At 64.9% G+C, this 23,055-nt stretch carries 20 protein-coding genes; 6 read left to right on the plus strand and 14 right to left on the minus strand.

From position 1 onward, the window contains the following. Window positions 1-34: 34 nt before the first annotated feature. The 12 genes from xerD to pgi all read right to left on the minus strand — a co-directional run bounded on the left by xerD (window position 35) and on the right by pgi (window position 13,475). Window positions 35-1,009: a site-specific tyrosine recombinase XerD gene (xerD, locus tag J8F10_RS29000; RefSeq protein ID WP_210659924.1), complete on the minus strand. Its 975-nt coding sequence runs from the start codon at window positions 1,007-1,009 to the stop codon at window positions 35-37. 4 nt (window positions 1,010-1,013) lie between these two features. Continuing rightward, window positions 1,014-1,772, minus strand: a complete 759-nt coding sequence (locus J8F10_RS39345; protein ID WP_246523628.1) for a hypothetical protein — start codon at window positions 1,770-1,772, stop codon at window positions 1,014-1,016. A 33-nt stretch (window positions 1,773-1,805) separates the two neighbouring features. Continuing rightward, a complete protein-coding gene (locus tag J8F10_RS29010) occupies window positions 1,806-2,576 on the minus strand; it encodes a DUF480 domain-containing protein (protein WP_210659926.1) in 771 nt (256 codons plus the stop codon). A gap of 150 nt (window positions 2,577-2,726) precedes the next feature. Further along, window positions 2,727-4,205 carry a cytochrome-c peroxidase gene (locus tag J8F10_RS29015; RefSeq protein WP_210659928.1) on the minus strand — a complete coding sequence of 493 codons (1,479 nt, stop codon included), beginning with the start codon at window positions 4,203-4,205 and terminating at the stop codon, window positions 2,727-2,729. Window positions 4,206-4,287: 82 nt separating this feature from the next. Then, the gene (locus J8F10_RS29020) at window positions 4,288-4,890 is read right to left on the minus strand and encodes a peroxiredoxin-like family protein (protein WP_246523629.1); all 603 of its coding nucleotides are present in this window, start codon (window positions 4,888-4,890) and stop codon (window positions 4,288-4,290) included. Continuing rightward, window positions 4,887-5,951, minus strand: coding sequence for a glycosyltransferase family 2 protein (locus J8F10_RS29025; protein ID WP_210659932.1), 1,065 nt, complete (start codon window positions 5,949-5,951; stop codon window positions 4,887-4,889). Before J8F10_RS29025 ends, J8F10_RS29020 begins: the two co-directional genes overlap by 4 nt. Before the next feature lie 79 nt (window positions 5,952-6,030). Then, a complete protein-coding gene (locus tag J8F10_RS29030) occupies window positions 6,031-6,717 on the minus strand; it encodes a sugar transferase (RefSeq protein WP_210659934.1) in 687 nt (228 codons plus the stop codon). A gap of 203 nt (window positions 6,718-6,920) precedes the next feature. Then, on the minus strand, window positions 6,921-7,568 hold the full coding sequence (locus J8F10_RS29035; protein ID WP_210659936.1) for a hypothetical protein: 648 nt from the start codon (window positions 7,566-7,568) through the stop codon (window positions 6,921-6,923). 58 nt (window positions 7,569-7,626) lie between these two features. Beyond that, the gene (locus J8F10_RS29040) at window positions 7,627-9,909 is read right to left on the minus strand and encodes a tyrosine-protein kinase domain-containing protein (protein ID WP_210659938.1); all 2,283 of its coding nucleotides are present in this window, start codon (window positions 9,907-9,909) and stop codon (window positions 7,627-7,629) included. Window positions 9,910-9,989: 80 nt separating this feature from the next. Next, window positions 9,990-10,886, minus strand: a complete 897-nt coding sequence (locus J8F10_RS29045; RefSeq protein WP_210659940.1) for an exosortase/archaeosortase family protein — start codon at window positions 10,884-10,886, stop codon at window positions 9,990-9,992. A 140-nt stretch (window positions 10,887-11,026) separates the two neighbouring features. Beyond that, window positions 11,027-11,722 (minus strand): hypothetical protein, encoded by a 696-nt coding sequence (locus J8F10_RS29050; protein WP_210659942.1) that lies wholly within the window; start codon window positions 11,720-11,722, stop codon window positions 11,027-11,029. A gap of 118 nt (window positions 11,723-11,840) precedes the next feature. Further along, complete coding sequence (gene pgi, locus J8F10_RS29055; RefSeq protein ID WP_210659944.1) at window positions 11,841-13,475, minus strand: glucose-6-phosphate isomerase; 1,635 nt, start codon at window positions 13,473-13,475, stop codon at window positions 11,841-11,843. A gap of 281 nt (window positions 13,476-13,756) precedes the next feature. On the opposite strand from pgi, the gene J8F10_RS29060 reads away from it, so the two are divergent. The 6 genes from J8F10_RS29060 to J8F10_RS29085 all read left to right on the plus strand — a co-directional run bounded on the left by J8F10_RS29060 (window position 13,757) and on the right by J8F10_RS29085 (window position 19,921). After that, window positions 13,757-14,917 (plus strand): acyltransferase family protein, encoded by a 1,161-nt coding sequence (locus tag J8F10_RS29060; RefSeq protein ID WP_210659946.1) that lies wholly within the window; start codon window positions 13,757-13,759, stop codon window positions 14,915-14,917. Window positions 14,918-15,020: 103 nt separating this feature from the next. Beyond that, window positions 15,021-16,415: a DUF1501 domain-containing protein gene (locus tag J8F10_RS29065; protein WP_210659948.1), complete on the plus strand. Its 1,395-nt coding sequence runs from the start codon at window positions 15,021-15,023 to the stop codon at window positions 16,413-16,415. 157 nt (window positions 16,416-16,572) lie between these two features. Beyond that, window positions 16,573-17,412, plus strand: coding sequence for an enoyl-CoA hydratase/isomerase family protein (locus tag J8F10_RS29070; protein WP_210659949.1), 840 nt, complete (start codon window positions 16,573-16,575; stop codon window positions 17,410-17,412). 1 nt (window position 17,413) lies between these two features. Continuing rightward, window positions 17,414-18,163, plus strand: a complete 750-nt coding sequence (nth, locus tag J8F10_RS29075) for an endonuclease III (protein ID WP_210659950.1) — start codon at window positions 17,414-17,416, stop codon at window positions 18,161-18,163. A 40-nt stretch (window positions 18,164-18,203) separates the two neighbouring features. Further along, the gene (pepT, locus tag J8F10_RS29080; protein WP_210659951.1) at window positions 18,204-19,442 is read left to right on the plus strand and encodes a peptidase T; all 1,239 of its coding nucleotides are present in this window, start codon (window positions 18,204-18,206) and stop codon (window positions 19,440-19,442) included. A gap of 2 nt (window positions 19,443-19,444) precedes the next feature. Continuing rightward, window positions 19,445-19,921, plus strand: a complete 477-nt coding sequence (locus J8F10_RS29085; RefSeq protein WP_210659952.1) for a hypothetical protein — start codon at window positions 19,445-19,447, stop codon at window positions 19,919-19,921. 24 nt (window positions 19,922-19,945) lie between these two features. Here the strand turns inward: J8F10_RS29085 and J8F10_RS29090 are convergent, their stop codons facing one another. Together J8F10_RS29090 and J8F10_RS40430 are read right to left on the minus strand one after the other, a co-directional pair. Further along, entirely contained in the window at window positions 19,946-20,881 is a 936-nt protein-coding gene (locus J8F10_RS29090) for a DUF6999 family protein (RefSeq protein ID WP_210659953.1), read from the minus strand. Between the two features lie 181 nt (window positions 20,882-21,062). Then, on the minus strand, window positions 21,063-22,934 hold the full coding sequence (locus J8F10_RS40430; protein ID WP_210659954.1) for a 3-oxoacyl-[acyl-carrier-protein] synthase III C-terminal domain-containing protein: 1,872 nt from the start codon (window positions 22,932-22,934) through the stop codon (window positions 21,063-21,065). Window positions 22,935-23,055 lie beyond the last annotated feature (121 nt).

The raw sequence follows: 23,055 nt of genomic DNA on the forward strand, positions 1-23,055 counted from the left end.
CGGGTTGTTGTGAACGATTCCCGACCGCCCGGGCCTACGCCGCGGGCGGTTTTTCGTTTTCAGGCGCGAGAGGGGCCGGAGGGGGCAGAGGCGCGCTCGCGTTCCCGCCCTTCGGGTGGAATTGCTTGTGCATCGCCTTCAATCGCTCGCGGTCCACGTGCGTGTAGATCTGCGTCGTGGTGATCGAGGCGTGGCCGAGTAGTTCCTGGACGGTCCGCAGGTCGGCGCCGCCCGAGAGCAGGTGCGTGGCGAAGCTGTGCCGCAGGGTGTGCGGGCTGACGGTTTTGGGGAGCCCGGCGCGCTTGCAGTATTTCTTCACCAGCGCCCACAGGTGGATTCGCGTCAACGTGCGCCCGCTCTTGCTCACGAAGACCTCGGTCGCGCTTTCGGCCGGGCGCGCGCCCTCGTCCGGGGTGCCCACGAGGTACGAGCGCAGCGCAGCGACCGCGTGCCGGTTCAGCGGCACCACGCGCTGCTTGCTCCCCTTCCCGACGCACCGGCAGAACGCGGAATCGAGGTACACGTCGTTGAGCTTCAGGTTCACCACCTCCGACGCGCGGCACCCGGTGGCGTAGAGCGTTTCGAGCATCGCGCGGTCGCGGAGGTAGAACCGGTCGCCCGGTTGCGGCGCGAGGATCAGCGCTTCCACGGCGGTGGGGGGGAGCACCTCGGGCACGCGCTCCCACAATTTCGGCGACCCGAGCAGGTCCACGGCGGTCGCGTCCGCGCGCTCCTCGAGTCGCAGGAACCGGTAGAACATTTTGAGCGCGACGAGGTGCCGGGCGATGCTCGGCGGCGCGAGTTCCTCTTCGTGCAGGAACGCGACGTAGCGCGCGAGGTCTTTTAGCGTCGGTTTCAGGTACTGGGGGAGCTGAACGAGCACGACCCAGCGCGCGAAGCGCTCGAGGTCGCGGCCGTAGGCGAGCACGGTGTTTTCCGCCAGCCCGCGCTCGGACTGGATGTAGTGGCGAAAAGCGATGATGTCGGCCCGTAATTCAGAAAGGGCCATTGCGTCACTTTCGGTTCAGTACCAGGTCCAGCACCCAGCACCCGCGGACGTGCGTGTTTATGGGCGCGTGGCGGCAGTGATTGAGGATCGTAGTGTCGGTACAGCCGGCGTCCTGGAGCGCGTCGGCCAGGATCGGCATCGCGCTAAAATCGCGTGTATCGTACATCCCCCGCGCCATTGGAAGAACGTTGGTCGTGCGCCACTCCGGTTTAAATGGGATAAAGAAGTACGGGTTGTAGTAGATCTCCCGGAGCAGTTCGGTCGAGTGCAGCTCGCGCGGAACCCAGGTGAACGGCGGGGTGTTCGGGAAGAGTGGCAAATACACGAGCGCGGCCAGCCCGCGCCACTCGGCTTCGGTGAACGGTTCGGCCGGCACTTCTGTCGTGCTCACAGATCGGTCGCGCGGGTCCAACCGCGAGAGTACACCGCCGGGCACCTCTTCTTCGCCCGCGCTCGTGAGGGCGCGAGCCGCATCTCGGAGGTCGCCCTCTTCGCCGTTGGAGTTCATGAGGTGCTCGGCGATCGGTGACAGTTGTGCGCGCAGCCGGCCCTCTTTGCGCGGATCCTCGGCGAACACCTCGGTCAGCGCCGCGATCGTGCGGCACACACCGGGTAACCGGTCCCACTGTCGGCGCGCGCACTCCAGTAGGTAGCGCCGACACTTGCGCGTCTGGTGCTCGATGCTCCCGTGGGAGCGCGGGGGGAACAGCGCGCCGAGAAGAGCGTGCGGGTCGTTCTCTTCCTGCCAGAAGTGTTCGTTCATAGCTGTGGTCGGCGCTGCGAGTTGCGCCGGTAGTTATGCGGGCGACAGGCCCAATTGCTTCTGTACATCTGCGAGTTGGGCTTCCAGGGTCGCGACGCGCGCCTTGAGCGCATCGATTTCGGCCACCGCCGCGGTCAACTTGGTATCAAGGGCGGGCGCGGGGCCGGCCACGGGCACCGGGCGGAAAACGGGAACTTCGGGATCGGACACCGAAACCGGAGCGCCCGCGTGGAGCGCCTTTAATCGCGCGATTTCGTCCGCCGCGTGCAACCCGTGCGTGACCACCGCGCCGCGGCGGTCCGGTTCGGTGAGGTAGACGACCAGTTTGCGTTCCAGCAGCGGCTTCAGCACCTCGTCGAGAACGTCGAGCGAATCGATGGGCGCCATCCGGGCCGCCCGCGTGCGCAAATCGCCCTTCGTCTGCGGGCCGCGGAGCAACAGTTCCGCGAGTACAGCAAGTTCGGGGCCGGCGCTGGTCCACACCCCGTAGAGTTCGTGGCGGAACCGGTCCACGCGCCCGCCGGTGATGCGCGTCACCAGCCCGCGCTCTTGCAGCGAATCCAGCCCCTCTTCGACCTCGATCTCATCGAGCTCGAACACCGGGTCGCGGTTGGACTTCTGGTTGCACCCGGTCACGAGTGCGTTGAGCGAGAGCGGGTACGAGTCCGCGGTCTTCGAGGTTTTTTGCTTTTCGACCAGCACCCCGAGAATGCGGCGATCGAGCGGCGACAGCGGTTCCCAGGTTGGGGCCGCCGGCGCGGGCGCGGGTTGTGGTTGGGGCGCGGGGATCGCGTCGGACGACATGGCAACCACTCTCCGAAAAGACGGCGGTCCGTGGACTCATTCCGCGGGCCGTCGTTTTACGAACTGTTCAAACCTGTTTCCACTGCTCCGGGGTTCAGGCTCAATTACAACACCCGGGGTTGAAACCCCGGGTGCGGATTTCGAGGTCACCTACCGCGCCGGGAACTTCGCCGGGTCCGCAACGATCGGGTCGAGCGGTTCGCCGTTGAGCGCCCGCAGGAACAGCACGAGGTCCGCTTTTTCCTGGGTGCTGAGGTTCAGCTTGAGCGGGATGATCGGCTTCTTCGTCGGGCCGTAGGTCTTGACGGCCGGATCGACCGACTTGCCCTCCGCGCGCGCCTTGGTGTAGGCGGATTCGGCCGCGGTGTCGCGCATCTTCTCGCTCAACCAGGCGTTCACGTTCCCCCCGCGGTCGTAGAAGTCCACCACTTGCTCCAGCGTCTTCTCGTCCCCGCTGTGCATGTACGGTGCGGTCCAGAGCAGCCCGCGCGTGCCCGGCGTCTTGAACGCGCCCACGAGGGCCGTGTCCTTGTGACCGGTAGCCAGGCGCACGAACCGGCCGAACTCCTCGAGCGGCAGTTCGCCGTCCTTCGCGCCCACGCCCAGGTTGTGGAACCCGTGGTCGGTGTAGGTGTCGCCGGTGTGACAGTTCGTGCAGCGGGCCTTGTTGAAGAACAGTTCGCGGCCCGCGAGGAGGCGCTTGCCGAACTCGTCGGCCTTGCCCGCGTCGGCCGCGGCATCGAGCCCCAGGTCTTTCAGGGCCGTGCCCTTCGTGGCGAACTCGTCCTTCAGCGCGTTCGTGTAGTCCTCGGCCTTGAGCACGAACTTCCCGCTCTCCTCTTCGATGACGCGCTTCCGCATGAGTGCCTCGGCCCTGTCGTGCAGGCTGTTGCCGAGCAGCACGGTGCGCTCGTAGGTGGCGATCGCCTTCGCCGCGGCGTCGCGGGTCGGGGCGTGGCCGAACACCGCGTTGAACGCCTTCACGTAGCCGGGGTTCGCGCGGAGCCGGGCCACCGCTTCTTCCCACGGGTCGGTCTTCCCGCCGAACATTTCCTTGTTGTTGCCGACCGGCCCCTGCGCCTGGTCCTCGAGCGACGACCCGCGCCCGTCCCAGAACTGGAACCGGTTGTACGCGGAGTTGAACACGGTGGGCGAGTTGATCGGCCCGAGCGCGTCGTTGATCCCGCTCGAGGTCCGCTTGCCGTCCGCGAAGCCCTTGCTCGGCGCGTGGCAACTCGCGCACGCCACGCTCCCGTTGGTGGACATGATCTTGTCGTAGTACAGCTCCTTGCCGAGCGCCCACTTCTCGACGGTCATCGGGTTCTCGGCCGGGACCACGGGCGCCTGCGTGAGCCCGAGCGGGACCTTCAGTTTGACGACCTTGCGCGTCACCTTCAGGCCGGTCGCGGGGTCCGCGTCCTCCTGCGTGCCCTCGGTCCAGAACCCCTTCAGCGCCTTCCACTCGGGCTGGTTACTGGTGAGGAACACCACCGGCACGCGGTCCTTGAACGGAGTCATTTTTGACTCGTTCGGCAGCAAGAAGTCGGCCGGCTCGATGGGCGGCTGGGCGCCGGCGGGCGCTGCGAACGTGAACAGTGCGAGTACAAACAGAACCCAGCGAACTGTCATAACAGTCCTTTCGATGTTTCGCCGTGACCCGGAGGGGAGCGGGGGCAGGTGGGTGCGTGACCGTGGGGTTGGCAGGGTATCGTTAGGTGCCGGCGGCGGGTGCGTCAACGTTTGGGCCATCGGGCTCGCGTTCGTGCGGAATCGGCGGTGCCGATGGGAGGGCGGCGAGTAGATCGGGAACCCCGGGCCGATCGGTCGGGTCCGCGGACGGGTGCGCGAAGACCACGTTGCGGTCGCGTGAAAGAATGAAGTCGCCGCCGAGCTGGAGCACGTCCTCGCCCGCGTAGGGCTTCTTCACGCGGTAGCCCTTGAACATCCCGCGGAAGTAGCCCCACAACACGCGCGGTTTGAAGAACGTGAGCCACCCCGTGCGCTCCAGACCGAAGGCGGAGTACGCGGCCCGCTCCGGGTCGCACACGACGGCCACGGCCCATTTGTGGCGCGCAACATACAGAGCGAGCACTTCGGGGCGCGCTTGCGAAATAACGAGAACGGAGCACCCCCGCGCCGCGAACCGGGCGCGGGCCGCGTCCACCTCGCCGAGGTGGGCGTTACAGGGGATTCACGCCAGGTGCCGTAAGAAAACGACGAGCAGAAAATCGGATACGAGGAGCGACGACAGCCGGACCGGGGTGCCGTCCGGCTGAAAGAGCGTCAGATCGGGAGCCGTGCCGCCGGGAATCATTTCTTCACGCGCTCCAGAACAAACGCGCTGGCGGGTTGAGCCGGGCGCATCGAACTCAAGCGGCATTTTACCCACCAACGTGCCTGTTTCGCCACTTCCTTCCCGAAGCCCCACGCGAAGCCGAAATGGATCGCGACGAACACCATCGGGATGCGCGCGCCCGCGGCGAGGGGCAGGCCGCGGCCCAGCACCGCGCCCGCGCCGAGCAAAACTGCGGCGTAAAGTCCGATGCTCGCGAGCCACAGCCAGCCGAGGTACGGCACCACCGCGCTCAGCGGCCCCGCGGTGACGGCCCACACCGCCCACAGCGGCGGCACGAGTGCGGGAACCGACAGCGACTTCGGGTGCTTGCAGGCGAGCTTCGCCCGGCCCTTGCCGTAGCGCCCGAGCTGGTAAAACAGTGCCCCGAAGGTGCCCCGCGGTTCGTACACGATCTTCACTTCGGGGGTGAAGTAGCACGTCAGCCCGGCCGCGTGGACGCGCTCGTTGAACTCCACGTCCTCGCACGCATCGAACTCTTGGTCGAACAGCCCGATGGTGTGGAACACCTTGCGCGAGTACGCGACCGCGGTGCTCTGCGGGGGGACGAACTTCGCCTCGTTGGAATAAATGTCGGAATCGGGATTGTGCCCGAGCCGGCTGCTCCGCGCCGCGCTCACGGCCTGCTGGAACCGCGTCGGGGACTCGACGTCCAGCGGTTGGGGGCGCCCGAGGCAATCCGCCCGGCTCGTGGCGAACGCCTCGGAGAGCTTCTTCAGGTAGTCGCGGTCGGGGACGTGGCAGTGCCCGTCCACGATCACCACGACGTCCTTCGTCGCGTGCCGGATGCCGGTGTTCCGCCCGGACGACGCGAGCATCTCGCTGTTGAACACGAGCTTCAAGTTGGAGAACTCGGACTGGAGCCGGCGCACGATGAGCACGGTGTCATCGGTGGACACGCCGTCCGCGACGATCACCTCGAACGCGCTCCGCGGGAAGTCTTGCGTGAGCAGCAGGCGCAGCGTGTGCTCGATCGAGCGCGACTCGTTCCGCACGGGAACGATTACGCTAACGGATGGCATGTATTGTCTCCGGGCGCCCGCCCCTCGCGGGCGGCACCTGTGGCTCGGGAACCCGCCGCCCTCGCGGGCGGAGTGCGCTTCATTCCGTTGGGACGCGCGGGGCGCGGTAGTACACGTGCTTGAGGCCGATCACCTTCAGCGCGGTGGCGCAGAGGATGAGCAGTTCCATGCGCGCGGAGCGAAAGCGGATGTAAAAGAGGTCGTAGGCGACCTTGTTTCGCACGCTCCGGGTACACGTATCCGGCGGCAGGTGGATCTGCGCGAACCCGGTGATTCCCGGCTTCACCGCGTGCCGGCGGTCGTACCCCACGACCACCTCGCGCAGCTTCTTCACGATCTCCGGGCGCTCCGGGCGCGGGCCGACCAAACTCATTTCGCCCCTCAGCACGTTGAACAGTTGGGGCAGTTCGTCCAGGTGCAGTTCGCGCATCACGCGCCCCACCGGGGTGGCGCGCGCGTCGCCCGGCGTGCTCCACTGCGGTCCCGTGAGCTTCTCGCAATCGTGGTACATCGTGCGAATCTTGTACAGCGTGAACACGCGCCCGCCGCGGCCGACGCGCGATTGCGTGTAGAGCGCCGGTCCGAGCGACGTGAGCCGCACCAGAACCGCGCACGCGGCGATCACGGGCAGCGCGGGTACGAGCACGAGTGCCGCGAGCACGAAGTCGGCCGCCGCTTTCACCCGCTCACGGGCCGAGGGCGGGGGCACGATCGGCGGGGCACTCGCGCGCCGCAACCGGGGGACGTGGGGGGCAGGTGTTCGCAACGCCGACCTCTGGCTGACCCGTGCGGGCGACATCCGGTTCCCGTTCATACAGATGCGATCCTCGCTTCGCTCGGGCGACCAACAAGTGGCGGGCGTGACGATGGGTAGGGGTGAGCGATGAATAATGCGCCGCGGCGAGCCGAACGTCCGCGCGGCACCGGGGGCCGCGTTGTTTCGCTCGTCCCCGGTGCGGTTCGTCACTTCTAGCGGCCGAACGCCGCGGAATACTGTGCCCACGTCGAGAGCACGAACGCCTTCGTCGTCGCGTCGTCTTCGGGGGTCTTGTCGCCGTCGGAGTCCCCGAGCGGGGTGGCGATGTAGACCTTGTAGATCGTGGGCGCGCGCAACTGGCTGGCGAACTGCCAGCGCGGGTTGTCCGGGGCGACCCACTCGCCCCCGGTGGTCCACGCCCAGCGCACCCGCACGCGGTCGCGCTTGGTCTTCGTTTCCTTCTCGAAGTCCGCCACGTACACGGTCGCCGGTCCGCCGGGCAGGTCGATCGTTTCCTTGTGGGCCGCGCGGAGCGTCTTGTACCCGCTGCCCGGGTAGCACACGTCGGGCGTGTGCGTCGCGACCGAGCCCGGGATGCCGCTGATGAAGCTGACGACCGCGGTGTGGTTGTCCGGCGAGGTGTAGCGCCGGCTGGTGGCGGTGCTCCGCTCGTTCAGCGGCATCTCGGTGTCCACGTTCTCCGACTGCCAGCCCTCGGACCGGACCTCCAGCGCGTGGAGCCGGTCCGTGCGGCCCCCGTCGGACGCGAGCAGGTCCCACCGCTGCGTGACCGAGCCGTTGACCAGTGCGCCGCACACGACCAGCGCGAGAACCGAACAGAACGTAAGTGGCTTCATCATGGGTGCTCCTCGGAAACGTCCCCGCGCCCGATGGGGCGCGGGGGAGAGGGACTTTTACTCAGCAGAGCGATTCCTGGTCGGTCGCGCCGATGTACACGATGCCGGAGTACGGGATCTCCATCATCGCGACGCGGTCCGCGGCGCGCTTCAGGAGCGGGGTGACGGTCTCGCGGTACTTGGCGCACATCAGCACCACCTCGCACCGCCGGGCGACCTCGACCGATTCCGCCACGGTCAGCAGCGCGTGCCCGTGGATCACGACGCAGTCGTAGGGCTCCTTCAGTTTCGCGAGCAGCGTTTCGAGCTTCTCGCCGGTCGCGGCCTTGCGGGCCTCGTCGGACCACTTCCCGGCCGGGAGCATGTGCAACCCGCTCGGCAGGAACTGTACCGCGGCCCGCATGTCGGTTTCCGCGCGGAGCAGCTCGCACACGCCGGCCGCGTTCTGCACGCCCGCGTAGGCGTGCAGCGCGGGCTCCCGGAGGTCGAAATCTACGAGCAGGGTCTTGTAGCCCGCCTGGGCCAAGCTGCTCGCGAGCCCGAACGCCGTGAACGCCTTGCCCTCGTCGCCGATCGGACTGGTGACGGCGATGGTCGTCGCCCCGCGGCTCAGCCACGTTTGCGAAACGTAAGCGCGGAGCTTGTCGATGGACTCGTTCGTGGCCGCGCGCTTGACCGGGTCGCGCCCGCCGCCCTGGGACGCGGTCGCGTCGCCGGGGGCACACGGGATCACGCCCACCACCGGCGCGGGCGACGACGTCTTCACGTCGGCGAGCGAGCTCACGCGCTTCGACATCATCTCGAACCCGAGCACGCCCAGGGCCATCAGCACGAACCCCATGATGCTGGCGAACGCGGTGCCGAGAACCTGCTTCTTCGTGTCCTTCTGCGTCGGGGCGGACGCGGCTTGGAGGATCTCGACGCGGGGCGGGGATTCCACCGCCAGTTTGAGCAGTTCCTTTTGAAGAATCAGCCGGCGGAAGACGCTGTCCACGGTTTCGAGGTCGCTGTTTTCGGGGAGGTACGGCTCCCGCTCGAACCGCGACGCGAACGCCCCCCCGCTCTTTTCGGTCGGGGCCGGCAACTCCATCAGTTGTTTCACCACCCTCGGGAGGGCTTCCTTTGCGTGATCGAGCTGTTCTTGCAACTGCTGGATTCTTTGGATGACTTTTTCCAGTTCCTTTGCGGTCGGCTGTGCTTCCCTCACCCGCCGATCGGCCTCGAACGTTTTGAGCTTCTCGTCCCGCACTTCCTTGTGCCGCGCCTCGTCCGCCTCGTATGCGTGTTTGAGTTCGAGGATCGCGGGGGCTTTTGGGTTGGCGCTAGTGTTCTCGCGCTCCTTCCAGAGCCGGTACGATTGAACCATTCGGACTTTGGTGACGGCCACGTCTTGCATGGCGTCGATCGCGTCCTCGATCGTCTTCGGCACGGGCGCTTTCTTGATGAACTCCAGGCGCTCGCGCAGAACCTCGCGCTCGCGCTCGGCGGCGTGAATGGCGAGGGGCAGTTGGTCGATTTTCTCCCGGATCTTTACGTACTCGCCGGTGAAGAACGTGGAGCCGAGGCGGTCGAGCACGAAGGGGGGAATCGCGCCAGGTACGGGCGCCGGGACCGCCCCCGGTGGGGGCGGGGCCACGGGGGTAGCCGGGCCGCCCGCCGGGATCACGCCGTTTCCACCGTCCTTCGCGATGGTGCCGGGCTTCGTGGTGAGGCGGAGTTTTTCCTTGATCCTGGTGTAAGAGTCTTCGACTTGTGCCTGGAACTTGCGCGTGTCGCGCACCTCGCGCTCGACCACCTGTTCGATGAACGCCTTTTGTACCGCGTCCACGATCTTCTTCGCGTCCTCGGGCGCGTGCCCCTTGAACACGACCCGGATCACCTCGGACCCGTCCTGCCAGGACACGATCAGTTCCTCGTCGAGGTACTTGAGGGGCTCTTTTTGGGCCTTGATCGTGGGCAGGTCCTTGATGTCGCGGAGGGCCGCGTTGAGAACGAAATCGGACTTGATGAGGGTCTTGATCGTGTTCGTGTACGTGACGAAATCCGTCTTGGCCTGCTGCTGGTTCCCCGGACCCGCGATCGTGGACTGCACCGACGACACCTTGAGCATCCCGGTGGACTCGTACTTGCTCGCGAGCAGTTCCCACGCGACGAACGCGCCCGCCCCGCCGAGCAGCGTGCCGCAGAACGCGATCATCAGCCAGTGGAGCCGCAAGTAGATGAGCACGCGCATCGCCGCGCCGTCGTCCGACTTCTCGCCGGGCCGCGTGGCCGGGCGCGGGGCGCGGGGCGGCGCGGTGGGGGCCGCGGGGGCGGGGTGCGTAGCGAACGAGGGTCCGTTCATAGCCTGAATCCGTTCAGGTAATGTGGCGCGGGTCGAAGGTGTTTAACCCGGCGCCCTTCCGCGGAGGAAGGGCGCGGGAATCAGGTTTTTGAGGGCTCGTCGAGCACCAGGCGCTTGAGCACCCACAGCTCGACCGCGAGCAGCCCGAGGCCGATGAAGATCATCATGTAGCCGTAGGCGTCGTGGAGGAACTTGCGCGTCGCGTCGTCGGTGATGTTGGCGAAACTCACTCCGGTCGCGGTGATGCGCAGCACGTTCGTGAGGATCGCGATGGGGATGATGCCGAGGAGCACCATCAGCTTCTCGAACCGGCTGCGCTGGATCATGAGCACGGCCCCGACCGAGAACGCGGCGAACGTGACCATCATCTTCAGCCCGCTGCAGGCGTCCACGACCCCGAGCCGGACGTCGTCGATGAGGATCAGGTTGCCGTCGCGGATGGCCGGCAGCCCGAGCGTCTGCAGCAGGAACGTGCTGCTCACGGTCGCGGCCGTCTTGAGCGGCGAGCCGACGTTGCGCTCGAGCTCGTAGGGGAGCGGGATCATGAACGCGAGGAACGCGATCGCCGGGCCGGTGAGCTTCAGCAGCGGCACTCCGCCGACCGCGAGGCACACCCCGACGAGCGCGAGCAACAGCGAGGCCGCGTCGAGCTGGTGGAACAGCATCGCCCCGGCCACGGTGCGCAGCGCGAGGATCGCGACCAGGAGCCCGCACCCCAGGATCGGGAGCGGTTTGAGTACGAGCGAGTCGCTTTTCCACGCGCGCCACAACAGGAACGCGGAGAAGAACGGCACGAGCGGGCCGTGTGAGTATTGGGGGTCGTTCAGCCACTTGTCAGCGAACACGCTGAGCATGGGCAGGTACGCCCAGCCGAGAACGACCGCGATGGCAGCGCCCTGCCAGACTGCGAGGCGCGACTTCACGGAAGCCGACGCGGGCGCGGGTAAGGTCCGTGATGCGAAGCTAACTGACGACATCCGTGTCCCCGTGCGAACCGGGCGATCGCGGGTCCAATCCGTGACCCGGAATCCTAAGCCGAGCGGGATTGTGGCAGATGGGAGCGGGGCGAATCAACCCCAAGTTGCGGAGGAACGCCCGCTCCACTTTGCGGCGCGGCTCAGGTGTCGTATTTGGTCTTCACTTTTCGGTAACGGCTCGCCATCGGATGATTTGCCCCAATCCACTTATCGAACGACTCAGCGCCCACACGCGGCGCGTCCAGTCGACACACACTTACAAATGCCGGTTTCACTCCGGCCATTTTGTAGGCTCGAAGTTTATGGTGACCGTCGAGAACGAAATTGCACCAGCCTTCCGAGGCGGTAACAGTTAGCGCAATCGGCCGGTAACCGCTCCGTATGCGCTCCAGATAGTGTGTGACTTGGCCTTGGCTGAGTGAATCGGTTGCTCGAGTAAGCACGAGCGTGCTTCCAAACGGGTAGTAATGGTCGTATTTTGCGTCGAAGTCCCAGGAGGAATCGAACTCGATGTAACTGCAGTCGGGACATGATTCCACGTAACGGAGCTCGTATCGCCCCGGAACCATTAGTTCGATAAACGGGTAAATCTGCGAGCTGATCGGAGCTTCGGGAAGCCAGTGACCGGCTAGAGTATGCCTGAGCGAGCGGAGTTCGCTCTCGCAGTCGGTTCGACCAGCGCGTGCCAGGTACTGGGCAACACTCCCCTCACAATCGGACCAGTTGAGGGCGATCGGTTGACCACCCATTACCAGAGCCAAGTCGAAGCCACCTCCGCGAACATCGATTAGCGAACGGCTTGCGGTAAGGTCGATTATTTCTGCCTGTTCACTCATCGTCGCGTTCTTCCTGGTGTGCCAGGCGTAACACCGTTTCGTGTAAAACCTTTGACGAGCCGGAAGCGTGAAGACGGACAATATCATCCGTCTTCACGCTTCCGGCTCGTCACGAACGCTAATTCTTCCCCGCGCGGTAGCGCTTGATGAGCGCGTTCGTGGACGTGTCGTGCTTCAGTTCCGGTTCGGTCGCGGATTCCAGTTCCGGCACGATCTTCGACGCGAGCGCCTTACCCAGTTCCACGCCCCACTGGTCGAACGAGCCGATGTCCCAGATTACGCCCTGCGTGAACACGATGTGCTCGTAGAGCGCGACCAACGTGCCCAGCGCGAACGGAGTGAGTTTCTCGACCAGTAACACGTTCGACGGCCGGTTGCCCGGGAACGTCTTGTGCGGCACCAGCCAGTCTTCGACCTTGTCGGCCTTCACCTGCTCCGCGGTCTTGCCGAAGGCGAGCGCTTCGGCCTGTGCGAACACGTTCGCCATGAGCAGGTCGTGGTGCCGGCCGACCGGATTGAGTGACTTGCAGAACGCGATGAAGTCGCACGGTATGAGCTTCGTTCCCTGGTGAATGAGCTGATAGAAGCTGTGCTGGCCGTTCGTGCCCGGCTCGCCCCAATACACCGCGCCGGTCTGGTAGTCGACTTCCGCGCCGCCGAGCGTGACGCGCTTCCCGTTGCTCTCCATCGTGAGCTGCTGCAGGTACGCCGGGAACCGCTTCAGGTACTGGTCGTAGGGCAGTACCGCGACCGTTTCCGCACCGAAGAAGCTGCCGTACCAGACGCTAATCAGGCCCATGAGCGCGGGCAGGTTCTTCTCGAACGGTGTGGTGCGGAAGTGCTCGTCCATCGCGTGGAAGCCGGCGAGCAGTTCGCGGAAGTTGGTGGGGCCGAGCGCGAGAATCGTGGCGAGGCCCACCGCGGAGTCCATCGAGTAGCGCCCGCCGACCCAGTCCCAGAACCCGAACATGTTCGCGGAATTGATGCCGAACTCTTCGACCTTCGCCTTGTTCGTGCTGACCGCGACGAAGTGCTTGGCGACCGCGGCCTTGTCCTTCAGCGTGGCCAGTGACCACGTCCGCGCGCTCTCCGCGTTGGTCATCGTCTCTTGCGTGGTGAACGTCTTCGAGCAGACGATGAACAGCGTCTCGGTCGGGTCGAGGTCGCGCACGGTCTCCGCGAAGTCGGTGCCGTCCACATTCGAGAGGAAACGGAACGTGAGTTCGCGCTGGGCGTAGAAGCGGAGAGCTTCGTTCGCCATCACCGGGCCGAGGTCCGACCCGCCGATCCCGATGTTCACGATGTTCTTGATGGGCTTGCCCGTAAAGCCCTTCCACTCCCCGGAGCGGATGCGGTCGGCGAACGCGCTCATCGCGTCGAGGACTTCGTGAACCTCGGGCACGACGTTCTTGCCATCGACCGTGACCGTTGCGCCTTTCGGGGCACGAAGGGCCGTGTGCAGCACCGCCCGGTTCTCGGTGATGTTGATCTTCTCGCCGCTGAACATGGCATGAATGCGCCCCTTGAGGTCGCATTCCGTCGCGAGCGCGAGGAGCAGTTTCAGCGTTTCATCGGTGACGCGGTTCTTCGAGTAGTCGAGGAAGACGCCGACGGCTTCCGCGTTCAGGCGCGTTCCGCGGCCCGGATCGCTCGCGAACAGCTCGCGCAAGTGCGTTTTTTGCGCTGTTTGGTAGTGCGCCTGCAGCGCGGCCCACGCGGGGCGCTTGTTGAGCAGAGTGCGTTCGGCGGCCATTGGGAAATCTCCTGGGGTGGCCGCTAATGTACCGCGTTCTCCGGCCAGTGCTACGACCGACTGCGGAAATGCTTCCGTGGCACCCGCCGATCTACCTGCGGTCTTCATCATTCCATTTTTCGGCAGATTAAGACTTGCGGTTCGACGGGCTCATCGGGCACAGTATTCGTCGCGCGGGTGCTCCGAACGGTCCAATAGGGGCTCCCGACGCGATCTCACATCGCTGCCGACCGCACGGACCTTGTGTCAGACACCGTACCTACTAACACGAAGAAACCGCGATGCCATCCGCCCCTTCCGAACTGGCTCCAACTGTGGGTCCGGCCGAATCCGCGCGCCTCGTCTCGCTCGATCAGTTCCGCGGTTACACCGTGCTCGGCATGTTGCTGGTGAACTTCGTCGGCTCGTTTGATGCCGTGAAGAAGCAACTCCCGGTTCTGGCGCACCACCACACGTATTGCAGCTACGCCGACACGATCATGCCGCAGTTCCTGTTCGCGGTGGGGTTCGCGTTCCGGCTGACGTTCGTGAAGCGCGTGACCGCGGTCGGTGCGCAAGCGGCTTACTGGCACGCGGTGCGCCGAAACCTCGGTCTCTTGTTGGTCGCGTTCGTGGTTTACAACGTCGGTTCCAAGTGGGAGAAGTGGGACGACTTGAGTCAACGTGACGTGGTTCTGCTCCGGTGGGCGAAACAGGACTTGTTCCAGACGCTCGGGCACATCGCGGTCACGTCGCTGTGGGTGCTCCCGGTGATCGCCGCGCGGCCCCGCGTGCGGATCGCGTACACTGTCTTTTCGGGGGTACTGCACGTCGCGCTGTCGTACTGGTTCAACTACCGCTGGACTAACACTCCGCCGAACGGCGTGGACGGCGGGCCGCTCGGGTTCCTCACGTGGGCGGTGCCGCTGTTAATCGGTTCGCTCGCGTGCGACCTCTATCAATCTACCCCGAACCGCGAACGGCTCTGTATTCGGTTCGCGTTCATCGGGGCAATCATCGCGGCTCTTGCTTACGGTCTGTCTTGCGTTCACCTCGCGCCCTCAGATATGGACGAAGGGCACTTCAATGCTGCGGTTTCGGCGGCCCCGCCGCCGCTCGTTTTCGTTAACGTGAAGCCCCCGACGAACGACCTGTTCACGATGAGTCAGCGGTCCGGGAGCTTGACCTACACGCTGTTCGGGGCCGGGGTCGCACTCATTGTGCTGGCCGTGTTCGTGTTGGCGTGTGATATTGGCTCGATGCGAATCGGTGTGTTCCGCACGCTCGGATCGAACGCGCTCGCCGCGTACATCATTCACGACCCCGTGTACGAAGCGGTTAAGCCGTTCGTACCGAAGGACGCGCCGCTTGAGTATATCTTTGTGATGTGCGCTCTGGCGCTCACGATCTGCTACGCCCTCATGCGCAGCCTGGAGAAGAACAAACTGTTCTTGAAACTGTGAGGTCGGGAACGCGCTGGCGTCGGCCGCGTTCCGATGATAGGGTGAATGTGCCGAAATTGGCGCACACCTACCATCCCTCGGCCCGTCAGCTCGGGACAGCCTCATGCCGGCCAATCCAATCGGTTGCGAAGAGTTCCGCCGGTCGCTGCGCCGGCCCGATCGCCGCGCGTTCGTGAAGGCCGGCGCGCTCGGCGCCCTCGCGCTCGACGGATTGTTTCGTGCCGAGGCGCGCGCGGAAGAGGCGAACCCCGGCCGCCAGGCCGGGGGTAGTTCGCTCAGCAAGATCAACAACGTCATCCTGTTGTGGATGCGCGGCGGGCCGAGTCACCACGACATGTGGGACCCGAAGCCCGATGCGCCGGCCGAGGTGCGGGGCGAGTTCGGGGTGATCGACACGAACGTTCCCGGTGTGCGGCTCTCGGACCTGCTGCCGATGTCCGCGAAGATCATGGACAAGTGGTCCATCGTCCGCAGCCTGCACCACCACGACGCGGGTCACAGTACCGGCGACCAAATCTGCTTCACGGGCTACAACCCGGGGCCGAACCCGGACGAGAACGTTCACCCGTCCATCGGGTCCGTCGTCTCGAAGCAACTCGGCCACCTCTCGACATCCATGCCGCCCTACGTGATGATCCCGCGGCTGCTCCCCGGCGCCGGCTCCGCGTACCTGGGCACCGCACACAAGCCGTTCGAGACGGGCGCGGACCCCGCGCAGCCGGGGCCGTTCAAGCTCCCCAACTTTAAGCTCGCACAGGGCATCACTTACGACCAAGTGGACGACCGGAAGGGCCTGCTGAAGCGGTTCGACACGCTCCGACGCGACGCCGACAAGAGCGGCCAAGTCGATGCGGCGGACAAGTTCCAGATGCGGGCGTGGGACATCCTCACTTCGCCCGCGGCACGCGACGCATTCGATCTGGACAAGGAGCCGGCGAAGGTCCGCGAGCGCTACGGCCACATGCCCGCGTTCGACCCGAAGGCCGCCGATCGGTGCGGCGCGCCGAACTGGGCACAGCGGATGCTCCTCGCGCGGCGGCTGGTCGAAGCCGGGGTGCGGATCGTGACCGTGGACGTGCGCTGGTGGGACACGCACGTAAAGGGCTTCGAGTCGCTGAAGCTCGGGTTCCTGCCGCGCTGGGACCGTGCGTTCAGCGCGCTCATCGAAGACCTCGAAACGCGCGGGCTGCTCGAAACGACGCTGGTCGTGGCGTGGGGCGAGTTCGGCCGCACGCCGAAGGTGAACGCGCAGGCGGGGCGCGACCACTACCCGAGTGTATTCAGCGCGGCGTTTGCGGGGGGGCCGGTTCGGGGCGGGCGCGTAGTGGGTGCGTCCGACAGTAACGGCGCCTTCCCCAAGGCGAACCCGAAATCGCCCCAGGATGTGCTCGCGACGATTTACCGGCACCTCGGCGTCGATACCGAAGCCCAGTACCTGAACAACGGGCGCCCCATCTCCGTGTTGCCCAGCGGCAAGCCGATTGACGAATTGTGCTGACACAATCGTTCCACGTTCCAGCCGTTCCAAGTTCCACGTTGAAGGCCCATCAACGGCCTTTCGCTTTCAACTTGGAACGGCTGGAACGTGGAACGTGGAACTCATGTAGGCGCAGTTCGGGTTGATTTCTCGCCTTCGACCCGCGAACATTCCCGGCATGTTGTTCGAGTCCCCACACATTCGCGTAACGGCCGAGTACGGCGTCGCGACACTCTGGCTCGGTTTTCCCGGCGATCCGGTGAACGCGCTCGACGGAGCGCGCCTGAGCGAACTCGATTCCGCACTTGCGGGAATCGAAACGAACGTCTTCATCAACACGCTGGTAGTCCGGTCCGCGAAGCCGTTCGGCTTCTGCGCCGGACTTCATCCCGATTCCGAGCGCGTAACAGATCGCGCCGGGTTCGCGTGGCGCGGGCAGCGCACGTTCGCGCGCCTGAGCGCGCTGCCGTTTACGACGGTCGCGTTCATTGAGGGTCCGTGCCTCGGGGCCGGCTTCGAGCTGGCGCTCGCGTGCGATTACCGCCTGTGTGTCGCCACACCGACAACGCACCTCGGCTTCCCGGGGCGCTTCACGTGCTTCGGCGGAAGTCATCGGCTGCGGACGTTGTTGGGGCGCCGCGCGGAACCGTTCATTACATCAGGGCGCACACTTTCGGGCCGCGAAGCACGCGACCGCGGTTTGGTGGACCGGGCGTTTTGTGCCCGGCGCGCGAAGATCGATCTGCGCACGTTCCTTGATGAACTCGAATGTACCCCGCGCGTGCCGGAACGCAGCTCGGACGAAACCGGCTTCGCACAAGAGCGCCGCGCGTTCGCGGCCCTGGGATCGTTTACCGCGGGCGCTCCGACTAGCGTCTCGCTCGACACTGATGCGCTGCTCGCGCGAGGATTTATTACGCCGCTCGAAGCGGAACAGGCTCGCGCCCGAACCGCATCTGAGCCCGTATCCGTAGCGACGGCAGGAGAACCCGCGACTTCTGTTCGGCGGGCCGCGTAACATGGACGACCTCACTTCTGAGTCGAAGCTCCCGCCCGCGCGCGATCGTGTCGTGCCGATCAACGACCGGCTCGCCCCGCTGTACCCGGAGTTCGAGGGGCTAAACTACGCGAACCCGTTCCAGTTACTTATTGCAGTCATTCTCTCGGCGCAATGCACCGACAAGCGCGTGAACCTGCTCACGCCTGCGCTCTTCGCGCGGTTCCCGACGGCGAGAGAACTCGCGGAATGCGATATCAAGGAGTTGGAGCAACTCGTCAAGCCGTCGGGGTTTTACAAAAACAAAGCCAAGAATATCCGCGCGTGCTGCGTGGAGATGGTAGTGCGCTTCGGCGGCGAAGTTCCAACCACGCTCGATGACCTCGTGACACTCCCCGGGGTCGGTCGCAAGACCGCGAACGTGATCCTCGGGCACGCATTCGAGACGCCCGGCGTCACCGTGGACACGCACGTCGGGCGGCTCTCGCGCCGGCTCGGGCTGACGCGCCACCGCGATCCGGTGAAGGTCGAACTCGCGCTGGCCGAGATCGTGCCGCAATCAGAATGGCTGCACTTCAGCGGCCGGCTCATCATGCACGGCCGCAAGGTGTGCTTGTCGCGCAAGCCGCGGTGCGAAAAGTGTGTGATCGCGGACCTGTGCCCGAAGATCGGCGTGAAGGGCCTCGCGGCGAAGCGCAAGCGGAAGAAGAGCACGAAAACCGATTCACCGCAGAGAACGCAGAGGGCACCGAGAAAGTCAGCGAGTAAATAAAGCCTCTGTTCTTCTCTGCGTTCTCTGCGGTGAAACTCTTATGGCCATTGACACGCACACGCTACTCGAACGGTTCCTGCGGTACGTTCGCATCGACACCAAAGCGGACGAGAAATCCACCACTTATCCGAGTTCGCCCGGACAACTCGTGCTCGGCGCGATGCTCCGCGACGAACTGCTCGCGCTCGGGATCACGGACGCGGTCCAGAACGAACACGGCCTCGTGTTCGCGACCGTGCCGGGTAACGTGCCGGGTGCGCCCACCATCGCGTTCAACGCGCATGTCGACACCAACCCCGAAAACTCGGGCAAGGACGTGGACCCGCAAGTGATTCGCGGGTACCGCGGTGGCGACATCACGTTGCCGAAAGACCCCACGAAAGTGATCCGCGTTACCGAGAACCCGGAACTGAACGGCCTGATCGGGAAGACGATCATCACGACGGACGGCACGACCCTGCTCGGGGCCGATGACAAGGCCGGAGTTGCGGTCATCATGGAAGCCGCCCGCACTCTGTTGGCGAATCCCCAGATCCCGCACGGCCCGGTCCGAATCGTCTTCACGTGCGATGAAGAGATCGGTTTCGGCGTGAAGCACCTGGAACCGGCGCAGATTGGGGCGGTGGTCGCGTACACGCTCGACGGAATGGCGTCGGGCGAGATCGAGGACGAAACGTTCTCCGCCGACGCCGCAACGGTCACCGTCACCGGCATCAACATTCACCCGTCCATCGGGAAGGGGCGGATGGTGAATGCGGTGCGACTCGCCGCAATGTTCATCGACCACCTTCCCCAGCGCACGATGAGTCCCGAAACGACCGACGGGCGTGATGGGTTCCTGCACCCGCTGACGACCGAGGGCGGGACCGGTCAGGTCAAAATCGGCTTCCTGCTCCGCGACTTCGATACCGCGCAGCTCGCGGTACAAGCGGACCTCCTGCGCGAGATCGCGCGCCAAGTCGAGCGCGAGTACCCGCAAGCGAAAGTGCAGGTCGAGACGCGGAAGCAGTACCGCAACATGCGCGACGGGATCGCGAAGATGCCGAACGCGGTGAAGTTCGCGGAAGAAGCGACCCGGCGCGCGGGTCTGGAGCCGAAGTTCAAGATTATCCGCGGCGGCACCGATGGCTCGCAACTCACAGAGAAGGGGCTACCGACGCCCAACATCTCGACCGGCGAACACAACCCGCACTCCCCGCTCGAATGGACCTGTTTGGAAGAGATGGAATCCGCGGTGAAGGTTGTGCTGGAACTGTGCCAAGTTTGGGCAGGGAAGTAGTCATGGGAGATATCAAAGTCGCTCTGATCGTGGGCGCATTTCTGATTCTTCTCGTTACGTTTTCTGTTCTGATGGTGAGACAGTTTCTGTTTACCGTGCGGCGCGCGGAAGAACTCTTTCAAGCGCCGCGCGTCTCTAAAGAACCCGAATCGCCAAGAAATGCGTTCGTCGAATCCCGACTCGGGCAGCGACTGATCGGGCTGTTTTTGTTTGGGATCGGTGCTTTTGGGGTGTTTTGGTTCTGGCGCGAAGCGCTTCGGGGTAACGAGGTCGGTTATTTGTCCGCGATTTTTTTCCCGTTCGCTACTGCCGTGGGAACCGGCAACCTCCTATTTCCATACGATTTTGCGACCCAGCGGCAGAGGTACGGGCGGGGAGAGGCACGAACCTGGGAAGAGGTGCCGGAGCCGATGAAAGTGTTCATCGTCCTCGGCCTCTGTGCGAGCCTTATCAACTGGTGGGCGCTGATGTCGAGATGAGTGCCCGAGGTGCGCACAAATTCTTCAGGAGGATATTGGTCCCTGTAGGGGGCGGTCCTGCTTCACGGCGTCGGCCTTGTTCTCGCGTGTGCGCTTCTGGCGGACCAGAAAGGCGTGCAGGAACTCCGCCGCCAGGCCGTGCAGCATGAGGCGGTGCGCGGCACCGAGCGTCGAACTCGGAACGATCGGGTGCTTGTTGTTCACCAACCCCAAGTACCGGTGGTCGTTCAGGAGCGTGGTCGCGTAGAGCGCGATGGTTTCGTCCAGTTGGAGCGAGTTGCACGCGCGCCAGAAGTCGCTGTCGGTCAGGAGCAGTTGGTACATCGGCGTGTACATTTCGATCGCCGATTCGAGGTCGATTAAGTTGAACCAGCCGTGCGGCATGTCCTCGATCGGGAACTCGCCGTCGGTGATGCAACTGAAGTCGAGTTCACCCTTCGGTTGAAGCTCCAACCCCTGTTCGTTGAGCTGCCGGTTGATCTCGATGATGAAGTTAAAGATGTTCAGGTCGTGTTGCAGGAACACGTTCTCGGTCAGGTCGTGTAGCTTCTCCGGGCGCAGGCCCACGAACTCCATGTTCACGCCCTTCGCGTTCTTCGCGATGAACTGGAGCAGCTCCGTGCCGATGTGGAAGTGGCGCATGATGAGGTAGTTCGCGTAGGGCGATACGAACCACTTCAGGCCCCAATAAATCGAGTGGTGCAACAACCACGACGATGTGAGGAACCGCGGCATCACCGTTTTCAGCACCTTGAACCCGCAAATCGTGAGCCGACAAAACGGCCGAATCATCGGCAGGAACCACTGGCGCGACGTCGAGGCCACGTCCACCAGGAAGTTCGCCTTCGCGACCGCATGAAGCGGCACGCTCGTGTCCACGTAGAGCGCGAGCCACGGGTTCGGGTCGAGCGGGTTGTGCTTGATGCTCTGGAGCTTCTGCGTCGCGTCGGTGGGCGGCATCGCGTGAGTCCTGTTCGCGGCTCTATTCGTAGGGTGGGACAAGGCTTTGCGCAGGCCCACCATCGGGGCTCCGGCAGCCAGGTGGTCCGGGCTCGGGAGCGCTTCGCTTCGCGCTCACGATACCCAGGGAGGTGGTGGGCCTGCGCAAAGCCTTGTCCCACCCTACGAAACCGCGGCATCGTTAGACGTTCCCGATCTCTTCGAGTTGCAGGACGTACAGCCGGGCCACCACCTTGGCGGCCGTCACGATCTCGTCGACCAGCTTATCGGTCAGGATGCCGGACTGCACCGCGGCGTCGAGGCGCTCGAAGTGGACGTCGTCGCTCGCAGAGTGGTACGCGAGGAACGATACCTGGCGCGGGTCCAGTTTCAATTGGGTGCGGATCAGTTCGGCCCAGCGCGCGGCCACCCGGCGCCCCAAGCCCTCAATGATAAACATCGCGCCGATCAGATCGAACGGGTTCTCGCGGCTCGCGCGGCTCAGGATGTATTCCGAGAGCGCCGTGCTGCCGATGTTCTTCTGGCCCGCGCGAATCTCCTCCACGTTCCCGCCCACCGATGCGTAGTCGCGCTCGATCATCTCGAAGTCGCGGTGCTCGTCGCGCGAGTGCCCGATGAACGCGGACCGGATCGGGAAGTGCTCGCGCGTCACGTTCGACGCGGCCCGCGAGATCCACCGCGACCCGTCGATCACCTGCTGCCGCAAGTTGAACAGTAAATCGCGGTAATCCTGAAGCGTCATGCGCCCATCAAACATCTTCGCCACGATAGGCACGCGGTTCAGGCGCGTCTCGAACGCGGTCCACACCCCCGCGAGTTGCCGCACCAGTGACTCTTCGAGGGGCGACCCGCTGGTTTTGATGTCGGGCGGCGCGGAAACGCTGGGGGCAACCGCGGTCGGACGCGCACCGGGTGAGTCATTCCCGACGACGCGGACGATCACATAGCCGAACATGAACCGGCCGCTCTCGGGCACGATGCACACGATGCGCTGGTCGGGCTTGAGTTTCCCGCTGCGGAAGAGGTCGCCGAGCATCAGCGGGAATGATGCGGAGCCGACGTTGCCGCTCGTGTAGAGGTTCGTGAACACGCGGTCCGGGTCGATCGTCAATCCGCCACGAACAAACAGTTCGTTCGCCTGTTCGCGGAACAGGTGTGACGAGTAGTGCGTCACCCACCAGTCGATGCCCTTCGGGTCGAGTTTTCCTTCCTCGATCAATTCAAACACGCCGTTCACGCACAACCGCACGACATCGGTCAGCAGTTCCGTGCTCTGGTGCAGGTTGATCGCACCTGCGCGGGACGCGGTCTCGTAATCCGGGTGATCCAGCCAGCCGACTTGCTGCGCGGCGAGTACCTCGGCGCGGGTGCCGACGAACATGCACGGCGGGAACTGGCTCGCGTAGGACTTCAGCGCGACCGTTTCGATTTCGAGCGACAGGCCAGCGGGTGCGGGTTCATTCGCCAGCAGGAGTGCGCCCGCGCCGTCCGAGAGCATCCACCGCAAGAACTCCGTTTCAAATGGTAGTCGCTTGCCCTCGCCGTACCCCTGTGCCTGGAAGCGCGAGGCTTTCAGGAGCCGGCTGGCGAACTCGCTCGCGACGCACACCGCGTTGGGGACTTCGCCCGACCCGACCGCGAGCGCGGCGTGCCGCAGCGCGACGACGCTGCTCGCGCAGATGCCGTGGATCGTGGCGATCTCGCACGGCGGCATGTCGAGTTCGCCATGAACCATGCTCGCGAACCCGGGCAGCGGTAAATCGCCCTGCGAAGTCGCCGCGACGAGCAGCCGCACGGCCTTCAGGTCGAGCGTACTACGACCGATTGCGTCGCGCACGGCGCGGGCGGCCATTTGCGCGTTGGTGTGTGTGGTGTGCTGATTGTTATCGAGTGCGTAGTAGCGCTGCTCGATCTTATTCTGGCGCAGCACGCGCTCGCGCAGGCCCGAGGGTCTGGGACCGATCTGCCCCAGGCGCGCTTCCATCTGTTCGTTCGTGACCGGTTCGCCGGGGAAGAACTGCCCGACCGACGTGATGAAACAGCGGCGTTGCACCGGTGCGCCCTTGTGAGAGGCGGGCGCTCGCCGCGCCCGTCGCGGGCGATTTCGCCGCACTACTAGAAGACGCCCCGGGCGCGGAAACTCGCCGGGTGCGTCGCGGAAATGACCGTGCTAA

This window comes from Gemmata palustris, from assembly GCF_017939745.1.
Lineage (GTDB): Bacteria > Planctomycetota > Planctomycetia > Gemmatales > Gemmataceae > Gemmata > Gemmata palustris.